This is a genomic window from Polaromonas sp. Polasp52, assembly GCF_059491565.1.
This window is the reverse complement of sequence record NZ_CP168513.1, coordinates 16626-33599: the sequence shown is the minus strand read 5'-3', so window position 1 is coordinate 33599 and position 16974 is coordinate 16626. Positions and strand designations below refer to the sequence as shown.

At 65.8% G+C, this 16974-nt stretch carries 13 protein-coding genes; 3 read left to right on the top strand and 10 right to left on the bottom strand.

The features are described from left to right. Positions 1–4: 4 nt before the first annotated feature. Together ACEN9P_RS00150 and ACEN9P_RS00145 are read left to right on the top strand one after the other, a co-directional pair. On the top strand, positions 5–3178 hold the full coding sequence (locus tag ACEN9P_RS00150; RefSeq protein WP_495620748.1) for an efflux RND transporter permease subunit: 3174 nt from the start codon (positions 5–7) through the stop codon (positions 3176–3178). 57 nt (positions 3179–3235) lie between these two features. After that, a complete protein-coding gene (locus ACEN9P_RS00145; RefSeq protein ID WP_495620747.1) occupies positions 3236–4474 on the top strand; it encodes a TGL-type protein-glutamine gamma-glutamyltransferase in 1239 nt (412 codons plus the stop codon). Positions 4475–4503: 29 nt separating this feature from the next. Here the strand turns inward: ACEN9P_RS00145 and moeA are convergent, their stop codons facing one another. From moeA to ACEN9P_RS00115, 6 genes are all read right to left on the bottom strand, one after another. After that, the gene (gene moeA, locus ACEN9P_RS00140; protein ID WP_495620746.1) at positions 4504–5808 is read right to left on the bottom strand and encodes a molybdopterin molybdotransferase MoeA; all 1305 of its coding nucleotides are present in this window, start codon (positions 5806–5808) and stop codon (positions 4504–4506) included. After that, positions 5805–6452: a molybdenum cofactor guanylyltransferase MobA gene (gene mobA / locus ACEN9P_RS00135; RefSeq protein ID WP_495620745.1), complete on the bottom strand. Its 648-nt coding sequence runs from the start codon at positions 6450–6452 to the stop codon at positions 5805–5807. Before mobA ends, moeA begins: the two co-directional genes overlap by 4 nt. 1 nt (position 6453) lies before the next feature. Further along, positions 6454–7581 (bottom strand): GTP 3',8-cyclase MoaA, encoded by a 1128-nt coding sequence (gene moaA / locus ACEN9P_RS00130; protein ID WP_495620744.1) that lies wholly within the window; start codon positions 7579–7581, stop codon positions 6454–6456. 103 nt (positions 7582–7684) lie between these two features. Then, positions 7685–8446, bottom strand: a complete 762-nt coding sequence (locus ACEN9P_RS00125; protein WP_477713217.1) for an SDR family oxidoreductase — start codon at positions 8444–8446, stop codon at positions 7685–7687. 91 nt (positions 8447–8537) lie between these two features. Then, positions 8538–9971 (bottom strand): aldehyde dehydrogenase family protein, encoded by a 1434-nt coding sequence (locus tag ACEN9P_RS00120; protein ID WP_477663310.1) that lies wholly within the window; start codon positions 9969–9971, stop codon positions 8538–8540. A gap of 95 nt (positions 9972–10066) precedes the next feature. Then, positions 10067–12256: a sodium-translocating pyrophosphatase gene (locus ACEN9P_RS00115; RefSeq protein WP_477663333.1), complete on the bottom strand. Its 2190-nt coding sequence runs from the start codon at positions 12254–12256 to the stop codon at positions 10067–10069. 308 nt (positions 12257–12564) lie between these two features. On the opposite strand from ACEN9P_RS00115, the gene ppa reads away from it, so the two are divergent. Then, complete coding sequence (gene ppa, locus ACEN9P_RS00110; RefSeq protein ID WP_074574658.1) at positions 12565–13098, top strand: inorganic diphosphatase; 534 nt, start codon at positions 12565–12567, stop codon at positions 13096–13098. A 71-nt stretch (positions 13099–13169) separates the two neighbouring features. Here ppa and ACEN9P_RS00105 read toward each other — a convergent pair whose 3' ends face one another. The 4 genes from ACEN9P_RS00105 to ACEN9P_RS00090 form a co-directional block, all read right to left on the bottom strand. Further along, positions 13170–14006, bottom strand: coding sequence for an alpha/beta hydrolase (locus ACEN9P_RS00105; protein ID WP_495620743.1), 837 nt, complete (start codon positions 14004–14006; stop codon positions 13170–13172). A gap of 85 nt (positions 14007–14091) precedes the next feature. Next, positions 14092–15696 (bottom strand): wax ester/triacylglycerol synthase family O-acyltransferase, encoded by a 1605-nt coding sequence (locus ACEN9P_RS00100; protein WP_495620742.1) that lies wholly within the window; start codon positions 15694–15696, stop codon positions 14092–14094. Positions 15697–15807: 111 nt separating this feature from the next. Continuing rightward, entirely contained in the window at positions 15808–16614 is an 807-nt protein-coding gene (locus tag ACEN9P_RS00095; protein WP_477663307.1) for a hypothetical protein, read from the bottom strand. A gap of 31 nt (positions 16615–16645) precedes the next feature. Then, positions 16646–16963, bottom strand: a complete 318-nt coding sequence (locus ACEN9P_RS00090; protein ID WP_477663306.1) for a hypothetical protein — start codon at positions 16961–16963, stop codon at positions 16646–16648. Positions 16964–16974: the final 11 nt, after the last annotated feature.

Here is a 16974-nt window from a genome sequence, read left to right as displayed (position 1 = left end):
CCCCATGCAACTCGCTGAAGTTTCCATACGCCGCCCGGTCTTTGCCACCGTGCTGTCCCTGCTGATCGTGCTGATAGGGGCGGTCAGTTTCAACCGCCTGTCCGTGCGCGAGTACCCCAAGATCGACGAGCCCGTGGTGACCGTCAGCGTGCGCTACGCCGGCGCGTCGGCCGAGGTGATCGAGTCGCAGGTCACCAAGCCGCTGGAAGACTCCATCGCCGGCATCGACGCGGTGGACGTGATCACCTCCATCAGCCGGGCCGACCAGGCGCAGATCAGCGTGCGCTTTCGCCTTGAAAAAGACGCCGACTCGGCCGCCGCCGAGGTGCGCGACCGCACCTCGCGCGTGCGCAACCGCCTGCCGCAGGCGATTGAAGAGCCGGTGATCGCCAAGGTCGAGGCCGACGCCTTTCCGGTCATCCAGGTGGCTTTTTCCAGCGACTCGCTCACGCCGCTGCAGATCAACGACCTGGTCAACCGCATCGTCAAGCCGCGCCTGCAGACCGTGACCGGCGTGGCCGACGTGCGCATCTTCGGCGAGCGCAAGTACGCCATGCGCATCTGGCTGGACACCGACAAGCTCGCCTCCTACAAGCTGACCACGCAGGACGTGGAGGACGCCATCAGCCGCAGCAACCTGGAGCTGCCGGCCGGCCGCATCGAGTCGCAGCAGCGTGAATTCAGCGTGACCTCGCAGACCGACCTGGTCAGGCCCGCGCAGTTCCGCGAGATCGTCATCAAGAACGTCAACGGCTTTTCGGTCAAGGTGCGCGACGTCGCGCGCGTGGAGGAGGGCGCGGCCGACGAGCGCACGGCGGTCCGGCTCAACGGCCGCTCGGCCGTGGCGGTCGGCGTCATCCGCCAGGCCACGGCCAACCCGCTGGACCTGTCCAAGGGCGTGCGGGAAGTCTTTCCCAAGCTCAAGGCCGACCTGCCGGCCGACATGCTGATCGACGTCGCCAACGACAACTCGGTGTTCATCGACCGCTCGGTCAACAATGTGTACCACACCATCGCCGAGGCCATCGTACTGGTGGCCCTGGTGATTTTTGTGTTCCTGCGCACGCTGCGCGCCTCCATCATCCCCATCGTCACCATTCCGGTGAGCCTGATAGGCACCTTCGCCATGATGGCCCTGGCGGGCTTCACCATCAACACGCTGACCCTGCTGGCGCTGGTGCTGGCCATCGGCCTGGTGGTGGACGACGCCATCGTGATGCTGGAGAACATCTTCCGCCACATCGAGGAGGGCATGGACCCGTTCTCGGCCGGCATCAAGGGCGCGCGCGAGATCGGTTTTGCGGTGGTCACCATGACGGCCACGCTGGTGGCCGTGTACGCGCCGCTGGCTTTCACGCCGGGCCGCACCGGGCGCCTCTTTGTGGAGTTCGCGCTGGCGCTGGCCGGCGCGGTGGTGGTGTCGGGCTTTGTGGCGCTGACGCTCACGCCCATGATGTGCACCCAGCTGCTCAAGCACAACCCCAAGCCCAACCGTTTTGACCGCTACATGGAGCGGGCCCTGACCGCGATTTCCGACCGTTACGGCGCGGTTCTGCGCTGGGTGGTCACCACGCGCTATGTGCCCGTGGTGGAAGAGGGCAGCCGGCCCTCGCTGGCCCAGCGGCTCAAGGGCATGGCCCTGCAGGCGCGCTGGATCGTGATCGGCGTGATGCTGCTGAGCGCCCTGGCCATCGCGCTGGTGTTCCCGGGCATGAAGCAGGAGCTGTCGCCGATCGAGGACCGCGGCGTGATCCTGGCCAACGTCAACGCGCCGGACGGCGCGACGCTGGACTACACCAACCGTTATGCAAAGGCGCTTGAGAAGATGGGCGAGCCCTTCCCTGAGTTCGACCGGATTTTCGCCAACGTCGGCAACCCCACGGTGGCCCAGGCCAGCGTGGTCTACCGCACGGTCGACTGGGACAAGCGCGAGCGCTCCACCCTGGACATGGCGCGCGAGCTGCAGCCCAAATTTAACGCGCTGCCGGGCGTCACTGCCTTTCCGATCACGCCGCCCTCGCTGGGCCAGGGCTTTCGCGAACGGCCGCTCAATTTTGTGATCCAGACCTCCGACAGCTACCAGAACCTGAACACCGTGGTGCGCCAGATGCTGGAGGAGATCGCCAAAAACCCCGGCATCGTCTCGCCCGACGTGGACCTGCGGCTGAACAAACCCGAGCTGCGCATCGAGGTCGAGCGCGACAAGGCGGCCGACCTGGGCGTGAGCGTGCAGGTGATCGCCAAGGCCATCGAGACCTTGCTGGGCGGGCGCAACGTGACGCGCTACAAGCGCGATGCCGAGCAGTACGACGTGATCGTGCAGACCGAGGCCAGCGGCCGCATCACGCCCGAGAACATAGACCGTATTTATGTGCGCGGCCGCAACGACGCGATGATTCCGCTGTCGGCGCTGGTCAAGATGCGCGAAAGCGTCTCGCCGCGCGAACTCAACCACTTCGGCCAGCGCCGCTCGGTCTCCATCACGGCCAGCCTGGCCAGCGACTATTCGCTGGGCGAGGCGCTCAAGTTCATGGACCAGACCGCCGCCAAGGTGCTGAAGACCGGTTACAGCACCGACCTCAACGGCACCTCGCGCGAGTTCAGGAGCTCCCAGGGCGCGCTGGCCATCGTCTTTGTGCTCGCGCTGCTGTTTATTTTCCTGGTGCTGTCGGCGCAGTTCGAAAGCTTTATCGACCCGCTGGTCATCATGCTTTCGGTGCCGCTGTCCATGATCGGGGCCTTGCTCGCGCTCAAGTGGTCGGGTGGCTCGCTCAATGTGTATTCGCAGATCGGCCTGATCACGCTGGTGGGCCTGATCACCAAGCACGGCATCCTGATCGTCGAGTTCACCAACCAGCTGCGCGGCCAGGGGCTGGAGATGATAGACGCGCTGGTCAAGGCTTCGGCGCAGCGCCTGCGCCCCATCATGATGACCACCGGCGCCATGGTGCTGGGCGCCTTGCCGCTGGCCCTGGCCAAGGGCGCGGGCGCCGAGAGCCGCATCCAGATCGGCTGGGTCATCGTGGGCGGCATGTCCCTGGGCACCTTGCTCACCGTATTTGTGGTGCCCACCATGTACACCCTGTTTGCGCGCAAGGCCATTCCGGGGGCGAACAAGGCGGTCGCGAAAGAAGCACCGGATGCGCACCATGAACATCCGGAGTACGTGGCGAAATGACCGGAAGGCGCCGCGTATTCCAGGCCGGGTTCCCGGCATGGCGGTGAGAACGCCGTTTTGACCGCGACCCGCACGGGCCGGATCCGTACAGCTGTTTCTTTCCTGGTTGCGCTCCTGCTTGCAGCGGCCCATACGGCTTTCGCGCAAGCCCAGGAGGCGCCGGAGGCCGGCACCTATGGTGTGCAGTTCCTCTGCTCACCGTCCCAGCTGGCGCAGCTCAGCCCCAAGATGTTTCGTTACCTCCAGCGGCTTGGCATTCCGGCCCGCCTGGTGAAGGAGACCGTCGATAAGCCCCGGGGTGCCATGACCTATTCCCTGCTGGGTTCAGGCACGACCGTGAGCACCCTGTTCCTGGCTCAACGCACTGAGCTGGCGATCAAGGACGAGGTGCTGCTGATGCCGGTGAAAAACAACAAGACGCGCAAGCTCAGGACGGTCTCCCAAAAAGAAATCCTGCTGGCCTTGCTGCACCCGGGCCGCTTGACCGAATTCAGGGGAAAGGCCTGCGATGTGCAGGCCCTGGCCGACCATGTCGGCGTTCGCCAGAACACCGTGGCCTGGGCCGAGGTGCTGGAGTGGGGCTGGCCCGAGGGCGGCCCCGCCAAATGGAATGCCCGTTATTGGGCCAATGGAACGCCCAGGCTACGTACCCCTTTGCACAAAGCCCTGAATGACATGTTTTTTGAGCAGGGAAAATACGACATAGGCTGCTACGCCGCGACCAAGGTGGTGTTTGCGCAAGGCGCGCTGGATTACTTTCGCCGCGTCAAAAGGGATGCCGGCAAGGCACGCGTCGTGGAACAGCGGCTATTGGCCGATAGGGAGCCCCTGGTTGACCTGGAGCCCGGCCGCATGTGGAGCTTTGAAGTGGATTTTGATCCCCTGGAGCTTGAGCGGCCGGGCAAGGTTTTGCGCATGGTGGGCGATGTTGCCCCCGGCAACTTTGTTCCGGGCGATTGGGTGTATTTCCTGAACACCGACGTGCGCACCAGCCAGAAAACGGGGTACGAGGGCTCCAACGCCATCTACCTGGGAGGCAACCGGTTTGACGACTATTACAACGACAACGACCACCACTACACCTACCTGGAAAAACTCGGTGAGGTCTATCAGTGGCGCCACGACGTTTTCAGCCGGCACCGCGACGCCGAAAAAATACAGCACCTGGGCGCGCAGGACTATGAGCGCCTGAACGCCACGCCCGAAAAGGGCGGCTTGCTGATGGGCTTTCGGGTCGTGCCCTATTTTTTCGGCTACGAAGACTTGCCCCCGCTACCAGTTCCCCGCAACGACTAGGCTCTGCCCGCGCCGTGCGTCCAATGGATTTACAGGACGCCCTCAAACATCAGCACATCGACTTCATCACCCACGGCCACATTGCCTTGCGCGTGGTGCAGCACGATCAAGCCGTTGGCCTCGGCCATGGAGCGCAGCACGCCCGAGCCCTGGCTGCCTGTGGTCTTGACCTGCAGCGAGCCGTCGGCCGCGGTGGAGACCCAGCCGCGCTGGTATTCGGTGCGGCCGGCTTTTTTGCGCATGGGCTCCAGGCTGCGGGCCTTGAGCAGCGGCGGTTGCGCGGCGCCGGCGCCCATCATCTGCAGCAGCGCGGGGCGCACAAAGGCCAGAAAGGTCACCATCACGGCAACCGGGTTGCCGGGCAGCCCGAACAGGATCGCGCCGTTGGGATTGCAGGAGGTGCCCTGCGCTGGGGGCGGTATGCGCCCCACGGCCATAGGCCGGCCCGGCCGCATGGCGATGCGCCAGAAGGCCACGTCGCCGAGTTTTTTCATCATGGCCTTGGTGAAGTCGGCCTCGCCCACGCTGACACCGCCCGAGGTGATGATGGCATCGGCCCGCGCGGCGGCCTCGGTGAAGGCCGCTTCGAGCAGGGCCGGGTCGTCGCGCACCACGCCCATGTCGATGACTTCGCAGCCCAGGCGGCTCAGCATGCCGAAGACGGTGTAGCGGTTGCTGTCGTAGACCGCGCCTTCACGCGGCGCCTCGCCGAGCGAGAGGATTTCATCGCCGGTGGAAAAGTAGGCCACGCGCAGCGGCCGCCAGACGGGCAGGGTGGGCAGGCCCAGGGAGGCCGCCAGGCCCAGCCGGGCCGGCGTGAGGATTTCGCCCTTGCGCAGCGCCGGCAGCCCTTGTGCCAGGTCTTCGCCGCGCAGGCGGCGGTTGTCGCCGGCGCGCAGCAGGCCGGGCGGGATGCTGATGCTGCCGTCCGGATGCTGCTTGACGAATTCCTGCGGCACCACGGTGTCCAGGCCGGCGGGCATGATGGCGCCTGTCATGATCTTCACGCACTGGCCGGCTTGCACGCTGCCTTGCCAGGCTTTGCCGGCCAGCGCCGTACCGTCCGCGACCCGCAGTTCCAGCGCCGTGCCGGCGGCCAGCTGGCTGCCGTCAAAGGCAAAGCCGTCCATGGCCGAGTTGTCATGGGGCGGCACGTCAAAGGGCGACACCACATCCTCGGCCAGCACGCGGCCCAGGGCCTCGAACAACGGAAGCTTGACGGTGTCCTGGACCGGCGCCACCAGCCGTGAGAGAAAGTCCAGCACCTGGCCGGCCGACAGGGCTTGCGGGTCGTAGCCCTGCAGTTCGGCCGCGATCTGGTCCAGCGTCTTCACGGCAGGCGCGATTCGAGCTGGTGCAGCTCGGCCAGGGTGTTGGCGTTGAAAAAACCGTGCGCGTCGTCGCCAGGCCGGTCGAAGGGCACGGACACGGTTTTGTGCTGCGCCGTCCAGGCGTCTATCTTGCGGCCACCGCCGTGGGTGAAGCGCACCAGGCTTTCGAGCATGTGGGTGCCCATCAGGCAAAACACCGGCTGCGGCCTGAGCTGGCCGTCTTCCTCGGGCGCGGCGGCCACGGCGAAGTCGGCCCCTTCGCGCACATAGGCTTCGGCCAGGCGCGCCACCAGGTCGTCAGGGAACAGCGGCGTGTCGCAGGGCACGGTCAGCAGGTAAGGTGTCTCGCAGCGCTCCAGGCCGGTGAGGAAACCCGCCAGCGGCCCGGCGAATTCGCCCAGGCCCGTGCTGTCGGGCCAGACCGGCACGCCGAAGGCTTCATAGGCGGCGAGGTTGCGGTTGGCATTGACCATGACCTCGCCGACCTGGGGCGAAAGCCGCATCAGGGTGTGCAGGGCCAGCGGCACGCCGTTGAAGTTCTGCAGGCCCTTGTCGACCCCGCCCATGCGCGAACCGCGCCCGCCGGCCAGGATCAGGCCGGTGATGGCTTCGGCATGCAGCGAGCTGTTGTGGCTGTTGCTTGTCATGCTAGCCACCGATGTAGCTCATCTCGACGCGCTTGGCCTGGCTTTCAGGCATGCTGGTGTCAGCCGGCAGCGCGGCGCGCAGCTCTGAATAGCGGTCGTCGCGCCCTTGCCAGATATGGGCCACGGCCGCCGCGATCTGCTCGTCGGCATAACCGCCGCGCAGCAGGGCACGCAAATCCTGGCCCTGGCTGGCGAACAGGCAGAGAAAGAGCTTGCCTTCGGTGGACAGGCGCGCCCGGTTGCAGTCGCTGCAAAAAGCCTGGGTCACGCTGCTGATCACGCCGATCTCGCCCGCGCCGTCGGCATAACGCCAGCGCTCGGCGGTTTCGCCGCTGTAGTTGGGGTCGATGGCGCTGAGCGGGAATTCGGCGTTCAGGCGCTCCACCACCTGGGCCGAGGGCAGCACCTCGTCCATACGCCAGCCGTTGGTGGCGCCCACGTCCATGTATTCGATAAAGCGCAGCACCGCGCCGGTGTGGCGGAAATGCCGGGCCATGGGCAGGATTTCCGCGTCATTGGTGCCGCGCTTGACCACCATGTTGACCTTGAGCGGCGCCAGGCCCACTTTTTGCGCGGCTTCTATGCCCTTGAGCACGTCGGCGACCGGGAAATCCACGTCGTTCATGCGGCGGAAGGTGGCGTCGTCCAGCGCGTCCAGGCTCACGGTGACGCGCTGCAGGCCGGCGTCCTTGAGCGACTGGGCTTTTTTGGCCAGCAGCGAGGCGTTGGTGGTCAGCGTGATGTCCAGCGGCTTGCCTTGGGGTGTCTGCAATTTGGCCAGCATTTCGACCAGCACCTCCAGGTGCTTGCGCAGCAGCGGCTCGCCGCCGGTCAGCCGGATTTTTTCGACCCCGTGCGCCACGAAGATTTTGGCCAGGCGGGTGATTTCCTCAAAACTCAGCAGCGAGCTTTGCGGCAGGAAGGCGTAGTCCTTGTCGAAGACCTCGCGCGGCATGCAGTAGCTGCAGCGGAAATTGCAGCGGTCGGTCACGCTGATGCGCAGGTCCCTCAGCGGCCGGCCCCGTGTGTCGCTCAAGAGGCCGGTGGGCGCCGTGACCCGGGCAGGGATATGCGGCACGCGGCTCGCGTAGCGGATATCTGCCAGCGGAATGATTTTTTCGGTCGTCATCGTGAGGGGCCCAAAGGGAGAATTTACTCCATTGGCCCTTCCAAGGCGTTAAAAAGAGGCCTTATCCCCAAGAGATGCACGTCATCCCGGGGTACAGCTGGGGCTAGACACATCGGGCTCCGTCGACCTCCAGGCAGATACCGCTGATGAAATCCGCCTCGTCGCTGGCCAGGTAAAGCACGGCATTGGCCACGTCCAGCGCGGTCGAAAACCGCCCCAGCGGGATGCTGGCGCGAAAGCGGGCCTTGCGCTCCTCGTCCAGCGGGCCGCCGGCGAATTCGGCCGAAAGGCCGGTGTCGGGGTTGAACACCGGGTTGACGCAGTTGACGCGGATGTTGTCGGGACCGAGTTCGGCCGCCAGCGATTTGGAGGTGGTGATGACGGCACCCTTGGAGCCGTTGTACCAGGTCAGGCCCGGGCGCGGGCGCACGCCGGCGGTGGAGGCGATGTTGATGAAGCTGCCGCCGCCCAGGCTGCGGAACACCGGCGTGGCGTGGATGGTGGCCAGGTAAATGCTTTTGACGTTGATGGCGTAGCACTTGTCGAAATCGTCCTCGCTGACGTCCAGCGCGGGCTGGTTGCGGTGCGTCCAGCCGGCGTTGCTGACCATCACGTCGAGCCGGCCGTAGCGCTGCACGGCGGCGTCGACCAGGGCCTTGACTTCGGCGGACTTCGTCACGTCGGCCGCGAAGAAAGAGGCCGTGCCGCCGGCCTTGGTGATGGCGGCCACGACTTTTTCGCCCAGCGCCACATTGATGTCGTTGACGATGACCTTGGCGCCCTCGGCCGCCAGCCGCCGGGCGATGCCTTCACCGATACCGCCTCCGGAGCCGGTGACGATGATGGACTTGTCTTTGACCCGCATGGGTTGTCTCCAGGTATTTTGAGTTATCGAACTGATACGTGAGCTTATTACATCCCTGCCCCGGGGGGACCGTCGGGATGGGTGCCGGCGCTCAGCCGTGGCGCACCGCCACGGTCTTGAGTGTGGTGAAGCCGTACAGCGCTTCAAAGCCTTTTTCGCGCCCGTAGCCCGAGGACTTCACGCCGCCAAAAGGCAACTCCACGCCGCCGCCGGCGCCGTAGTTGTTGATAAAGACCTGGCCGCTTTTGACGCGCCTGGCCATGCGGAACTGGCGCGCGCCGTCGCGCGTCCAGATGCCGGCGACCAGGCCGAACTGGGTGGCGTTGGCGAGTTCCACGGCGTGGTTCTCGTCCTTGAAGCTCATGGCGCACAGCACCGGGCCGAAGACCTCTTCCTGGGCCAGCCGGTGCGTGGCCGGGACGTCGCGCAGCAGGGTGGGGGCCTGGTAAAAGCCGGTGTCGGGCGCCTCGTCGACGATCTGGCCCTGGGCCACCATCGCGATGTTGGCGACCTGCGCGTCGCTTAAAAAGTCCCAGACGCGCTGTTGCTGGCTTTGCCGTATCAGGGGGCCGACGTCGAGGTCCATGGCGGCGGGGCCCACGCGCAGGTTTTCAAAGGCGTGGCCCAGGCGCTGCAGCAGCGGCTCGTAAATCGCCTGTTCCACCAGCAGGCGCGAACCGGCCGAGCAGGTCTGGCCGGCGTTCTGCACGATGGCGTTGATGATGGCGGGAATCGCGGCGTCCAGGTCGGCGTCGGCAAAGACGATTTGCGGGCTTTTGCCGCCCAGTTCCAGCGTGACCGGGCAGTGGCGCTCGGCCGCCGCCTGCTGGATCAGCGTGCCCACCGCCGGGCTGCCGGTGAAGCTGATGTGGTCTATGCCCTTGTGGCGCGCCAGCGCGTCGCCCACTTCATGGCCGTAGCCGGTCACGATGTTGATGGCGCCGGCCGGAAAGCCGACCTCGGCGGCGAGCTGCGCCACGCGGATCAGTGAGAGGCAGGCGTCCTCGGCCGGCTTGACCACGCAGACATTGCCCGCGGCCAGCGCGCCGCCCACGCTGCGGCCGAAGATCTGCATGGGGTAGTTCCAGGGGATCACATGGCCGGTGACGCCGTGCGGCTCGCGCCAGGTCATCACGCTGTAGCCGTCCAGGTAGGGAATGGTGTCGCCGTGCAGCTTGTCGCAGGCGCCGGCATAGAACTCGAAATAGCGCGCCAGGGCCGCCGCGTCGGCGCGCGCCTGTTTGGTGGGCTTGCCGCAGTCGCGCTGCTCCAGCAGGGCCAACTCCTCGGCATGCTCGGCCACCTTGGCCGACAGCCGCATCAAGAGGCGCCCGCGTTCGGCGGCGTTGAAGCGGCTCCACACCAGTTCCAGGCATTCGCGCGCGCTGCGCACGGCGGTGTCGATGTCGTGCGCGTTGCTGCGCTGGATCTCGTCAAACACCTGGCCGTCGGACGGGTCTATGACGGGAATGGTCTTGCCGGAGACGGACGGAAGGGAGGCGTTGGCGATGAAATTAAGCTGCATGCGCCTGATTTTGCGCGAAAGCGATGAAACACGCCTCGGCAAAGACCCGTGAAAAAGCCCGCCGTAGCGGGCTTTGGGATGGGACGCGTGGCGTCTTACTTGGAGGCTGGCGCCGCGGGAGCGGAGGCCGTGGCAGCCGGTGGCGTCGACGTGGCCGCCGCCGGTGCGCTCACGGCCGGGGGTTCCGCCATGGGCGCGCTGGGCGCGGCTTGCGCGGGACCGCCGTGGAATTTCATCACCAGCGGCACGATCAGCAGCGCCACGATGTTGATGATCTTGATCAGCGGGTTCACGGCCGGGCCGGCGGTGTCCTTGTAGGGGTCGCCCACGGTGTCGCCGGTCACGGCAGCCTTGTGCGCCTCCGAGCCCTTGCCGCCGTGGTTGCCGTCTTCAATGTACTTTTTGGCGTTGTCCCAGGCGCCGCCGCCGGTACACATGGAGATCGCGACAAACAGGCCGGTCACGATGGTGCCCATCAGCAGGCCGCCCAGTGCCTGGGGTCCGAGCGCCAGGCCGACCACGATGGGAACCACCACGGGCAGCAGCGAGGGAATCATCATTTCCTTGATGGCGGCCGTGGTCAGCATGTCGACCGCGGTGTCGTACTCGGGCTTGCCCGTGCCGTCCATGATGCCCTTGATGTCGCGGAACTGGCGGCGCACTTCGACCACCACGGCACCGGCGGCGCGGCCCACGGCCTCCATGGCCATGGCGCCGAACAGGTAGGGAATCAGGCCGCCGATGAAGAGGCCGATGATGACGTAGGGGTTGCTCAGGTCGAAGCTGATGGCGTTGCCGTAGGCCTCGAGCTTGTGCGTGTAGTCGGCGAACAGCACCAGCGCGGCCAGGCCGGCCGAGCCGATGGCATAGCCCTTGGTCACCGCCTTGGTGGTGTTGCCCACGGCGTCCAGCGGGTCGGTGATGTCGCGCACGCTGCTGGGCAGCTCGGCCATCTCGGCGATGCCGCCGGCGTTGTCGGTGATGGGGCCGTAGGCGTCCAGCGCGACCACGATGCCGGCCATGCTCAGCATGGAGGTCGCCGCGATCGCGATGCCGTAGAGGCCGGCCAGCTTGAAGGCGACCAGGATGGCGATGCAGACAAACACCACGGGCCAGGCGGTGGAGCGCATGGACACGCCCAGGCCGGCGATGATGTTGGTGCCGTGGCCGGTGGTGGAGGCCTGCGCGATGTGGCGCACGGGCTTGTACTGCGTGCCGGTGTAGTACTCGGTGACCCAGCAGAGCGCGCCGGTCAGGACCAGGCCGACCGCGCAGGCGCCGAACAGGCGCATCTGCGTGCCGGTGGCGGTGACGGCGTTGTCGGGCATCAGCCACATCGTGACGAAGTAGAAGGCGATGAGCGACAGCACGCCGGCAATCGCCAGGCCCTTGTAGAGGGCCGGCATCACGTTCTTCATGCCGGGCGAGGCCTTGACGAAGAAGCAGCCGATGATGGAGGCGATGATGGACACGCCGCCCAGCGCCAGCGGATAGACCGCGGCGGTGGCGCCGGCGCTGGACAGCAGCAGGGCACCCAGCACCATGGTGGCGATCAGCGTCACCGCATAGGTTTCAAACAGGTCGGCGGCCATGCCGGCGCAGTCGCCCACGTTGTCGCCGACATTGTCGGCAATCACGGCGGGGTTGCGCGGGTCGTCCTCGGGGATGCCGGCTTCGACCTTGCCCACCAGGTCGGCGCCGACGTCGGCGCCCTTGGTGAAGATGCCGCCGCCCAGCCGGGCGAAGATGGAAATCAGCGAGGAGCCGAAGGCAAAGCCGATCAGCGGGTTGAGCAGGTTGGCCAGCTTGAGGTCCGGCGTGTAGTTGCCGTTGCCCACCAGGAACCAGTAAAAACCGCTCACGCCCAGCAGGCCCAGGCCCACGACCAGCATGCCGGTGATGGCGCCGCCGCGGAAGGCGACGTCCAGGGCGGGGCCTATGCCCCTGGTGGCGGCCTGCGCGGTGCGCACGTTGGCGCGCACCGAGACGTTCATGCCGATAAAGCCGCAGGCGCCCGAGAGCACTGCGCCGACCACAAAGCCGACGGCAGTCTTGCCGTCCAGGAAGAAGCCGATGAGCACCGCGAGGACGACACCGACGATGGCGATGGTTTTGTATTGCCGCGCGAGGTAGGCGGCGGCGCCTGTCTGGATGGCGGCTGCGATTTCCTGCATGCGCGCATTGCCTGCGTCCTGGGAAAGAATCCAGCTGCGTGCCCAGATACCGTACCCGACGGCGATCAGTCCGCAGACCAGCGCAAGAATGAGCGCCGAGTTGCCTGTCATAGCTGACATTGAAATTCTCCTACGTTGTTTTTCGCTTGGAGGGGGTGCCACGCGAGCGGTGCCCCCGCTGCGTTGCTTCCTCGTTGCTTGTGTCACGTATGGAGACAAGTCGATTGGCCAACTCGCGAAATTTAACGTGAAAACATGACAAGTTCGCGATGCGTAAGCCCTGAATCAGTAAAATGAGGGTAAATACCGAGTTGCCGGTAGCCACAGAGTATTAACCCCCGCGCCCTTTGCGCGGCCATCCATGCGGCGCTAAGCCTTTCATTTCATCTCTTTCCCTTCAACACACACTTCAAGCGACCATGTCCCTCGATAAAGTTTCCCCCGGTAAAAACGTTCCCGAATCCTTTAACGTGATCATCGAAATCCCGATGAACGCCGACCCGGTCAAGTACGAGGTGGACAAGGAGTCCGGCGCGATTTTTGTGGACCGCTTCATGAGCACGTCCATGCACTACCCGACCAACTACGGCTATGTGCCCAAGACCATCAGCGGCGACGGCGACCCGGTCGACGTGCTGGTGATCACGCCGGTGCCGCTGATCCCCGGCGTGGTGGTGACCTGCCGCGCCATCGGCATCCTGAAGATGCAGGACGAAGCCGGCGAAGACGGCAAGGTGCTGGCCGTGCCCGTGGACAAAAAATGCTCGCTCTACACCCAGTGGCAAAAACCCGAGGACATGAACCCGTTGCGCCTGAAGACCATCTCCCATTTCTTTGAGCACTACAAAGACCTGGAAGAAGGCAAGTGGGTCAAGGTGCTGGGCTGGGAAGGCCCGGATGCGGCCAAGAAGGAAATCACCGACGGCATCGCCAACTACGCCAAGGCCGCCTGATTTCAGGTTCCCCCCAAAAAAAAGCGCCTGCAGGTTTTCCTGCAGGCGCTTTTTTGATGCCTGGCGCGGTGTTAAGTTGCTTGCGCCGGCACCGGGTAGACCAGGCCGTGCAGCCGGCCCTTGTCCTCGCGCGCGAAGGGTTTCCACTGGCCTTCGGGCTGGGCCAAACGATCAGCCACCGCCCACCAGGCGCTGGGGTTCACGCCCATGCCGATATGGCTGGCCAGCACCTCGATGTTCTCTGTCAGCGGGTTGCTTGCGCTGGGCGCCTGGATGCTGGCCTGCCAGGCCACCACGCCGTCGCTGCGTGAATAAATGCTGGTGGTCGGCACGGGCGGGGCGGCCGGCAGGTCGTAGTTTTCGGATTCGCGCTCCACATTGCGGCCGCTGGTGAGCTCATAAACACGCCAGGCGTTGGTGGCCTTGTGCGAGCCCGCAAAAGGCGTACCCAGCGTGATCACGCAGCGGACCTTGTCCGGCATTTCCTTGGCCAGCTCGCGCGCATAGACGCCGCCCAGGCTCCAGCCGATCAGGCTGACCTTGCGGCCCGTGGCCTCGAAGGTGCGGATGAGGCTGTCGCGGGCTTCTTCGAGCACGCCGGCGCGCGGGCCGAAGTTAAAGCCCTGTTCCCAGCCCCAGGGCTTGTAATTGAGCGACTGCAGGTACTGGCGCAGCGGTACGGTGGTGGCGTCGTTGGCCGACAGGCCCGGAAACACCATCACGGCATGGCCGTCGCCGCGCGGCGCGCGGGCCAGCAGGGGCCAGGCGGGCAGCAGGGCGCCGAATTCCCAGAATGCGCGCAATTCGAGTGCGAGCAGCCAGGCGCTGGGCGGAACATCGTGCGGAGCCGGTTTTGAGGAATTCTGGGGGGAGGAAGACGGGTTTCGCTTGGATGAGGGGCTTGCCATGGCTTGGAGCATTGGATACTTTTGTGTTGGTTTCCTACAGAAACCAGTATGGGGCGCTTACCGATTTTTACAGAGGGAGGCGACTCTAACTTGCCCGCTTCGCCGCGGTTTTCGTCGCCTTCGTGACAGCGGCCTGTCGGGTTTTTACCGGGGCGGCCTTCACAGTGGCCTTTTTCGCGGTGGGCCTGGCTGTCCTGCGGGGCGCGGGTGCGGCCGGCGCCGGGGCCGCCATCAGCGCCTGCGCCTCCACGAAGGCGTCCTCGATGGCCTTGGCCAGGTCCCTGGCATGTGGCAGCGCTTTCTTGTCGGCAATGATGCCGAAGTCCACGTGGCCGGCGTAGGTCTGTATGGTGATGTTGAGCGCCAGGCCGTGCAGGATGATGGACAGCGGATGGAAGGTCAGGAATTTCGCGCCGGCCAGGTACAGCGGCACGGGCGGGCCCGGCACGTTGGAAATCGCCAGGTTGGCCACCATGGGCAGGCGGCTGGCCATGCCGCTTTTGCCGTAGGCATTGAGCGCCATCTTGGCGGCGCCGCCCACCAGCCAGGGCGCTAGCAGCGAGGGGTAATCGGTCGGCAGCAGGCCCTTGAGGCTTTGCATGGAGGTCTTGACCTTGGCGGTGGAGGCCATGATGGCGTTCATGCGCTTGAGCGGGTGCGCCAGGTGCGTGCCCAGTTCGACCAGGCTCATGCTGACCTGGTTGCCCAGGTTGCTGGCATCGGTGGCGCCGGCTTCGCGCAGCGACACCGGCATGGCGGCCACCAGCGATTTTTTCGGCAGGCTATGGTGCTGCGTGAGGTAGCTGCGCAGCGCGGTCGAGCAGATCCACAGCACCATGTCGTTGAAAGAGCCTCCCACCGCCTTGCCCATGGCCTTGGTCTCCGCCAGCGGGATGGTGGCGGTGACAAACACGCGGCCTGTGCCTATGCCTGCGTTGAAGGGTGTGGGCGGCGCCAGCTTCATGGGCATCTTGGGCTTGACGCCGGTGGCCGAGCTGCCCATGGATTGTTTGGCCAGCGTGCTGCCGAAGGTGCTGGCCGCGGCGGGCAGCGACTTGGCGACCTTGGCCAGCTGGCCCAGCGAACTCGAGAACACCGACCCAATCATCTTGCCCAGCTTGAGGTCGGCCTCCAGCTTGCGGCGCCTGTCGGGGTCGGGCGGCGCCACCTCGCGCGGCTCGGGGCTGAGGTCCAGCATGGCATTGGCCAGCATCACGCCGCCCTTGCCGTCCAGCGCGGCATGGTGGATCTTGGAGAAAAAGCCCGCCACGATGCCGCCGCCCTGGGATTCGGGCAGCTGGATGCGGTCGAAGATGTAAAACTCCCAGAGCGGGTAGTCGCGGTCTATGACCTCGCCGTGCAACTGGGCGCAGAGCTTGTGCACCTCGGCCAGCGTCATGGGCGCCGCGCCTTTTTTGGCGGGGTCGGCGCGGCGGATGTGGAAGTCGATGTCCACCGAATCGGCCTCCACCCACAGCGGGTGGCCCAGGTCCAGCGGCATGAACACCAGCTTGCGGCTGAACACCGGCGCCAGGTGCATGCGTTTGGCGATGTGGTTTTTGACGGCCTTGTGAAAGCTGCCCTTGAAGCCGGCCGGCAGTTCGCAGAGGTTGAGCGAGCCCACGTGCATGGGCATTTCAGGGGTTTCGAGGTAAAGAAAGGTCGCGTCCAGGCCGGTCAGGGATTTCATGGTTGTGTTGTCTCCGTGGGGAGACCTTAACCGAGCGGGCCGGGCCGCGGCACTAGGGTTTGCCGTAGCCGCGGCTGTCGCGCCGGGCTCAGCGCGCGGCTGCGATCGCGTTCAAGCTTCGCAGTCGCCCAGCATGCCTTGCTCATCGTCATTGAGCCCGGCTACCGGTGTTGCCTTGGCCAGTGCCATCCAGACGCCCAGCGGCAAGGCCTGGCGCGAACGCCGCGGCGCTGCGCGGGCCACGACCAGGCGCCGGTCTTCCATCAGCATTACGCCGCATTCGGCCGGAACCTCGTCGGCCGCGCCTATGGGCCGGCCCTTGGCATCGCAGCCCAGCACGTACCAGCATTCACCGCCCAGGTCCAGGTAGGCGGCGCGCTTTTCGGGGCGGCGCAGGTCGCCCAGCAGGTCGGAGCGGTGCACCTTGATCTCGTGGACGATGGGGTCCACGTATTCCTGCACCGTGGTGTTGCGGATGGAGAACACGTCGGGCCGGACCATGCACCAGCGGGCCTTGCCGCCTTCAGCTTCCGGCGGCAACTGGGCGCGCAGCCCCAGGCCGCGCCAGGCGATGCGGCCGGCGCGCACCATCTCGCCGGCAACCTGCTCGACCAGCGCTTCATGCTTGGACAGGGCCGAGCGGTTGCGCAGCAGCGTGGCCGCCAGGTAGGCGATTCCTGCGTCGGTGACGCGCAAGGTTTCATGGCCCGCCGGGCCGGCCACGCGCTGCAGCATGCCGGTGGCCAGGAGCTCGATTTCCAACAGATCCTGGCAGGGCCAGCCGGCGGAGCGGTAGATTTCACGCAGGCGGCGGGCATGCGGGCGGCCCAGCGGCAACGGTGTTTCAACGGCGCTGTCGTTGGCGGCCTGTGCGCCGGTTGCCGAAGGGGGCGGTAGCGGGATGGCGGCGTTGCTCATGGTGATGGTGGCTGTTGGCTCGCCCGGCGATTCAGAGCGGGATAATTTCGAAGCGCGCGTTGTCCAGGTTGTCGCCCAGCGGCCGCATGGCGGCCAGGATGGCATCGGTCTCGGCGTTCTCCCACAGCGCGATGACCTGCTCTTCGGCTTGCGAAGCGCCTTCCAGCGGCAGGCCTTCGTTCAGGGTCTGCGCCAGCATATAGGCCTGAAGAGAGGGCAGCACATATTCGGGCCCGCCCACGGCGAATTCAAGCGCCATGCGAAAGCGCAATTCCGCGGCTGCGCGCTGCTCGGCGCTGAGGGTGGGGCATTCAACCAGGTTGACCTTGTAGGCGGAGGCGGCGGCCATTTGGGTTCCTC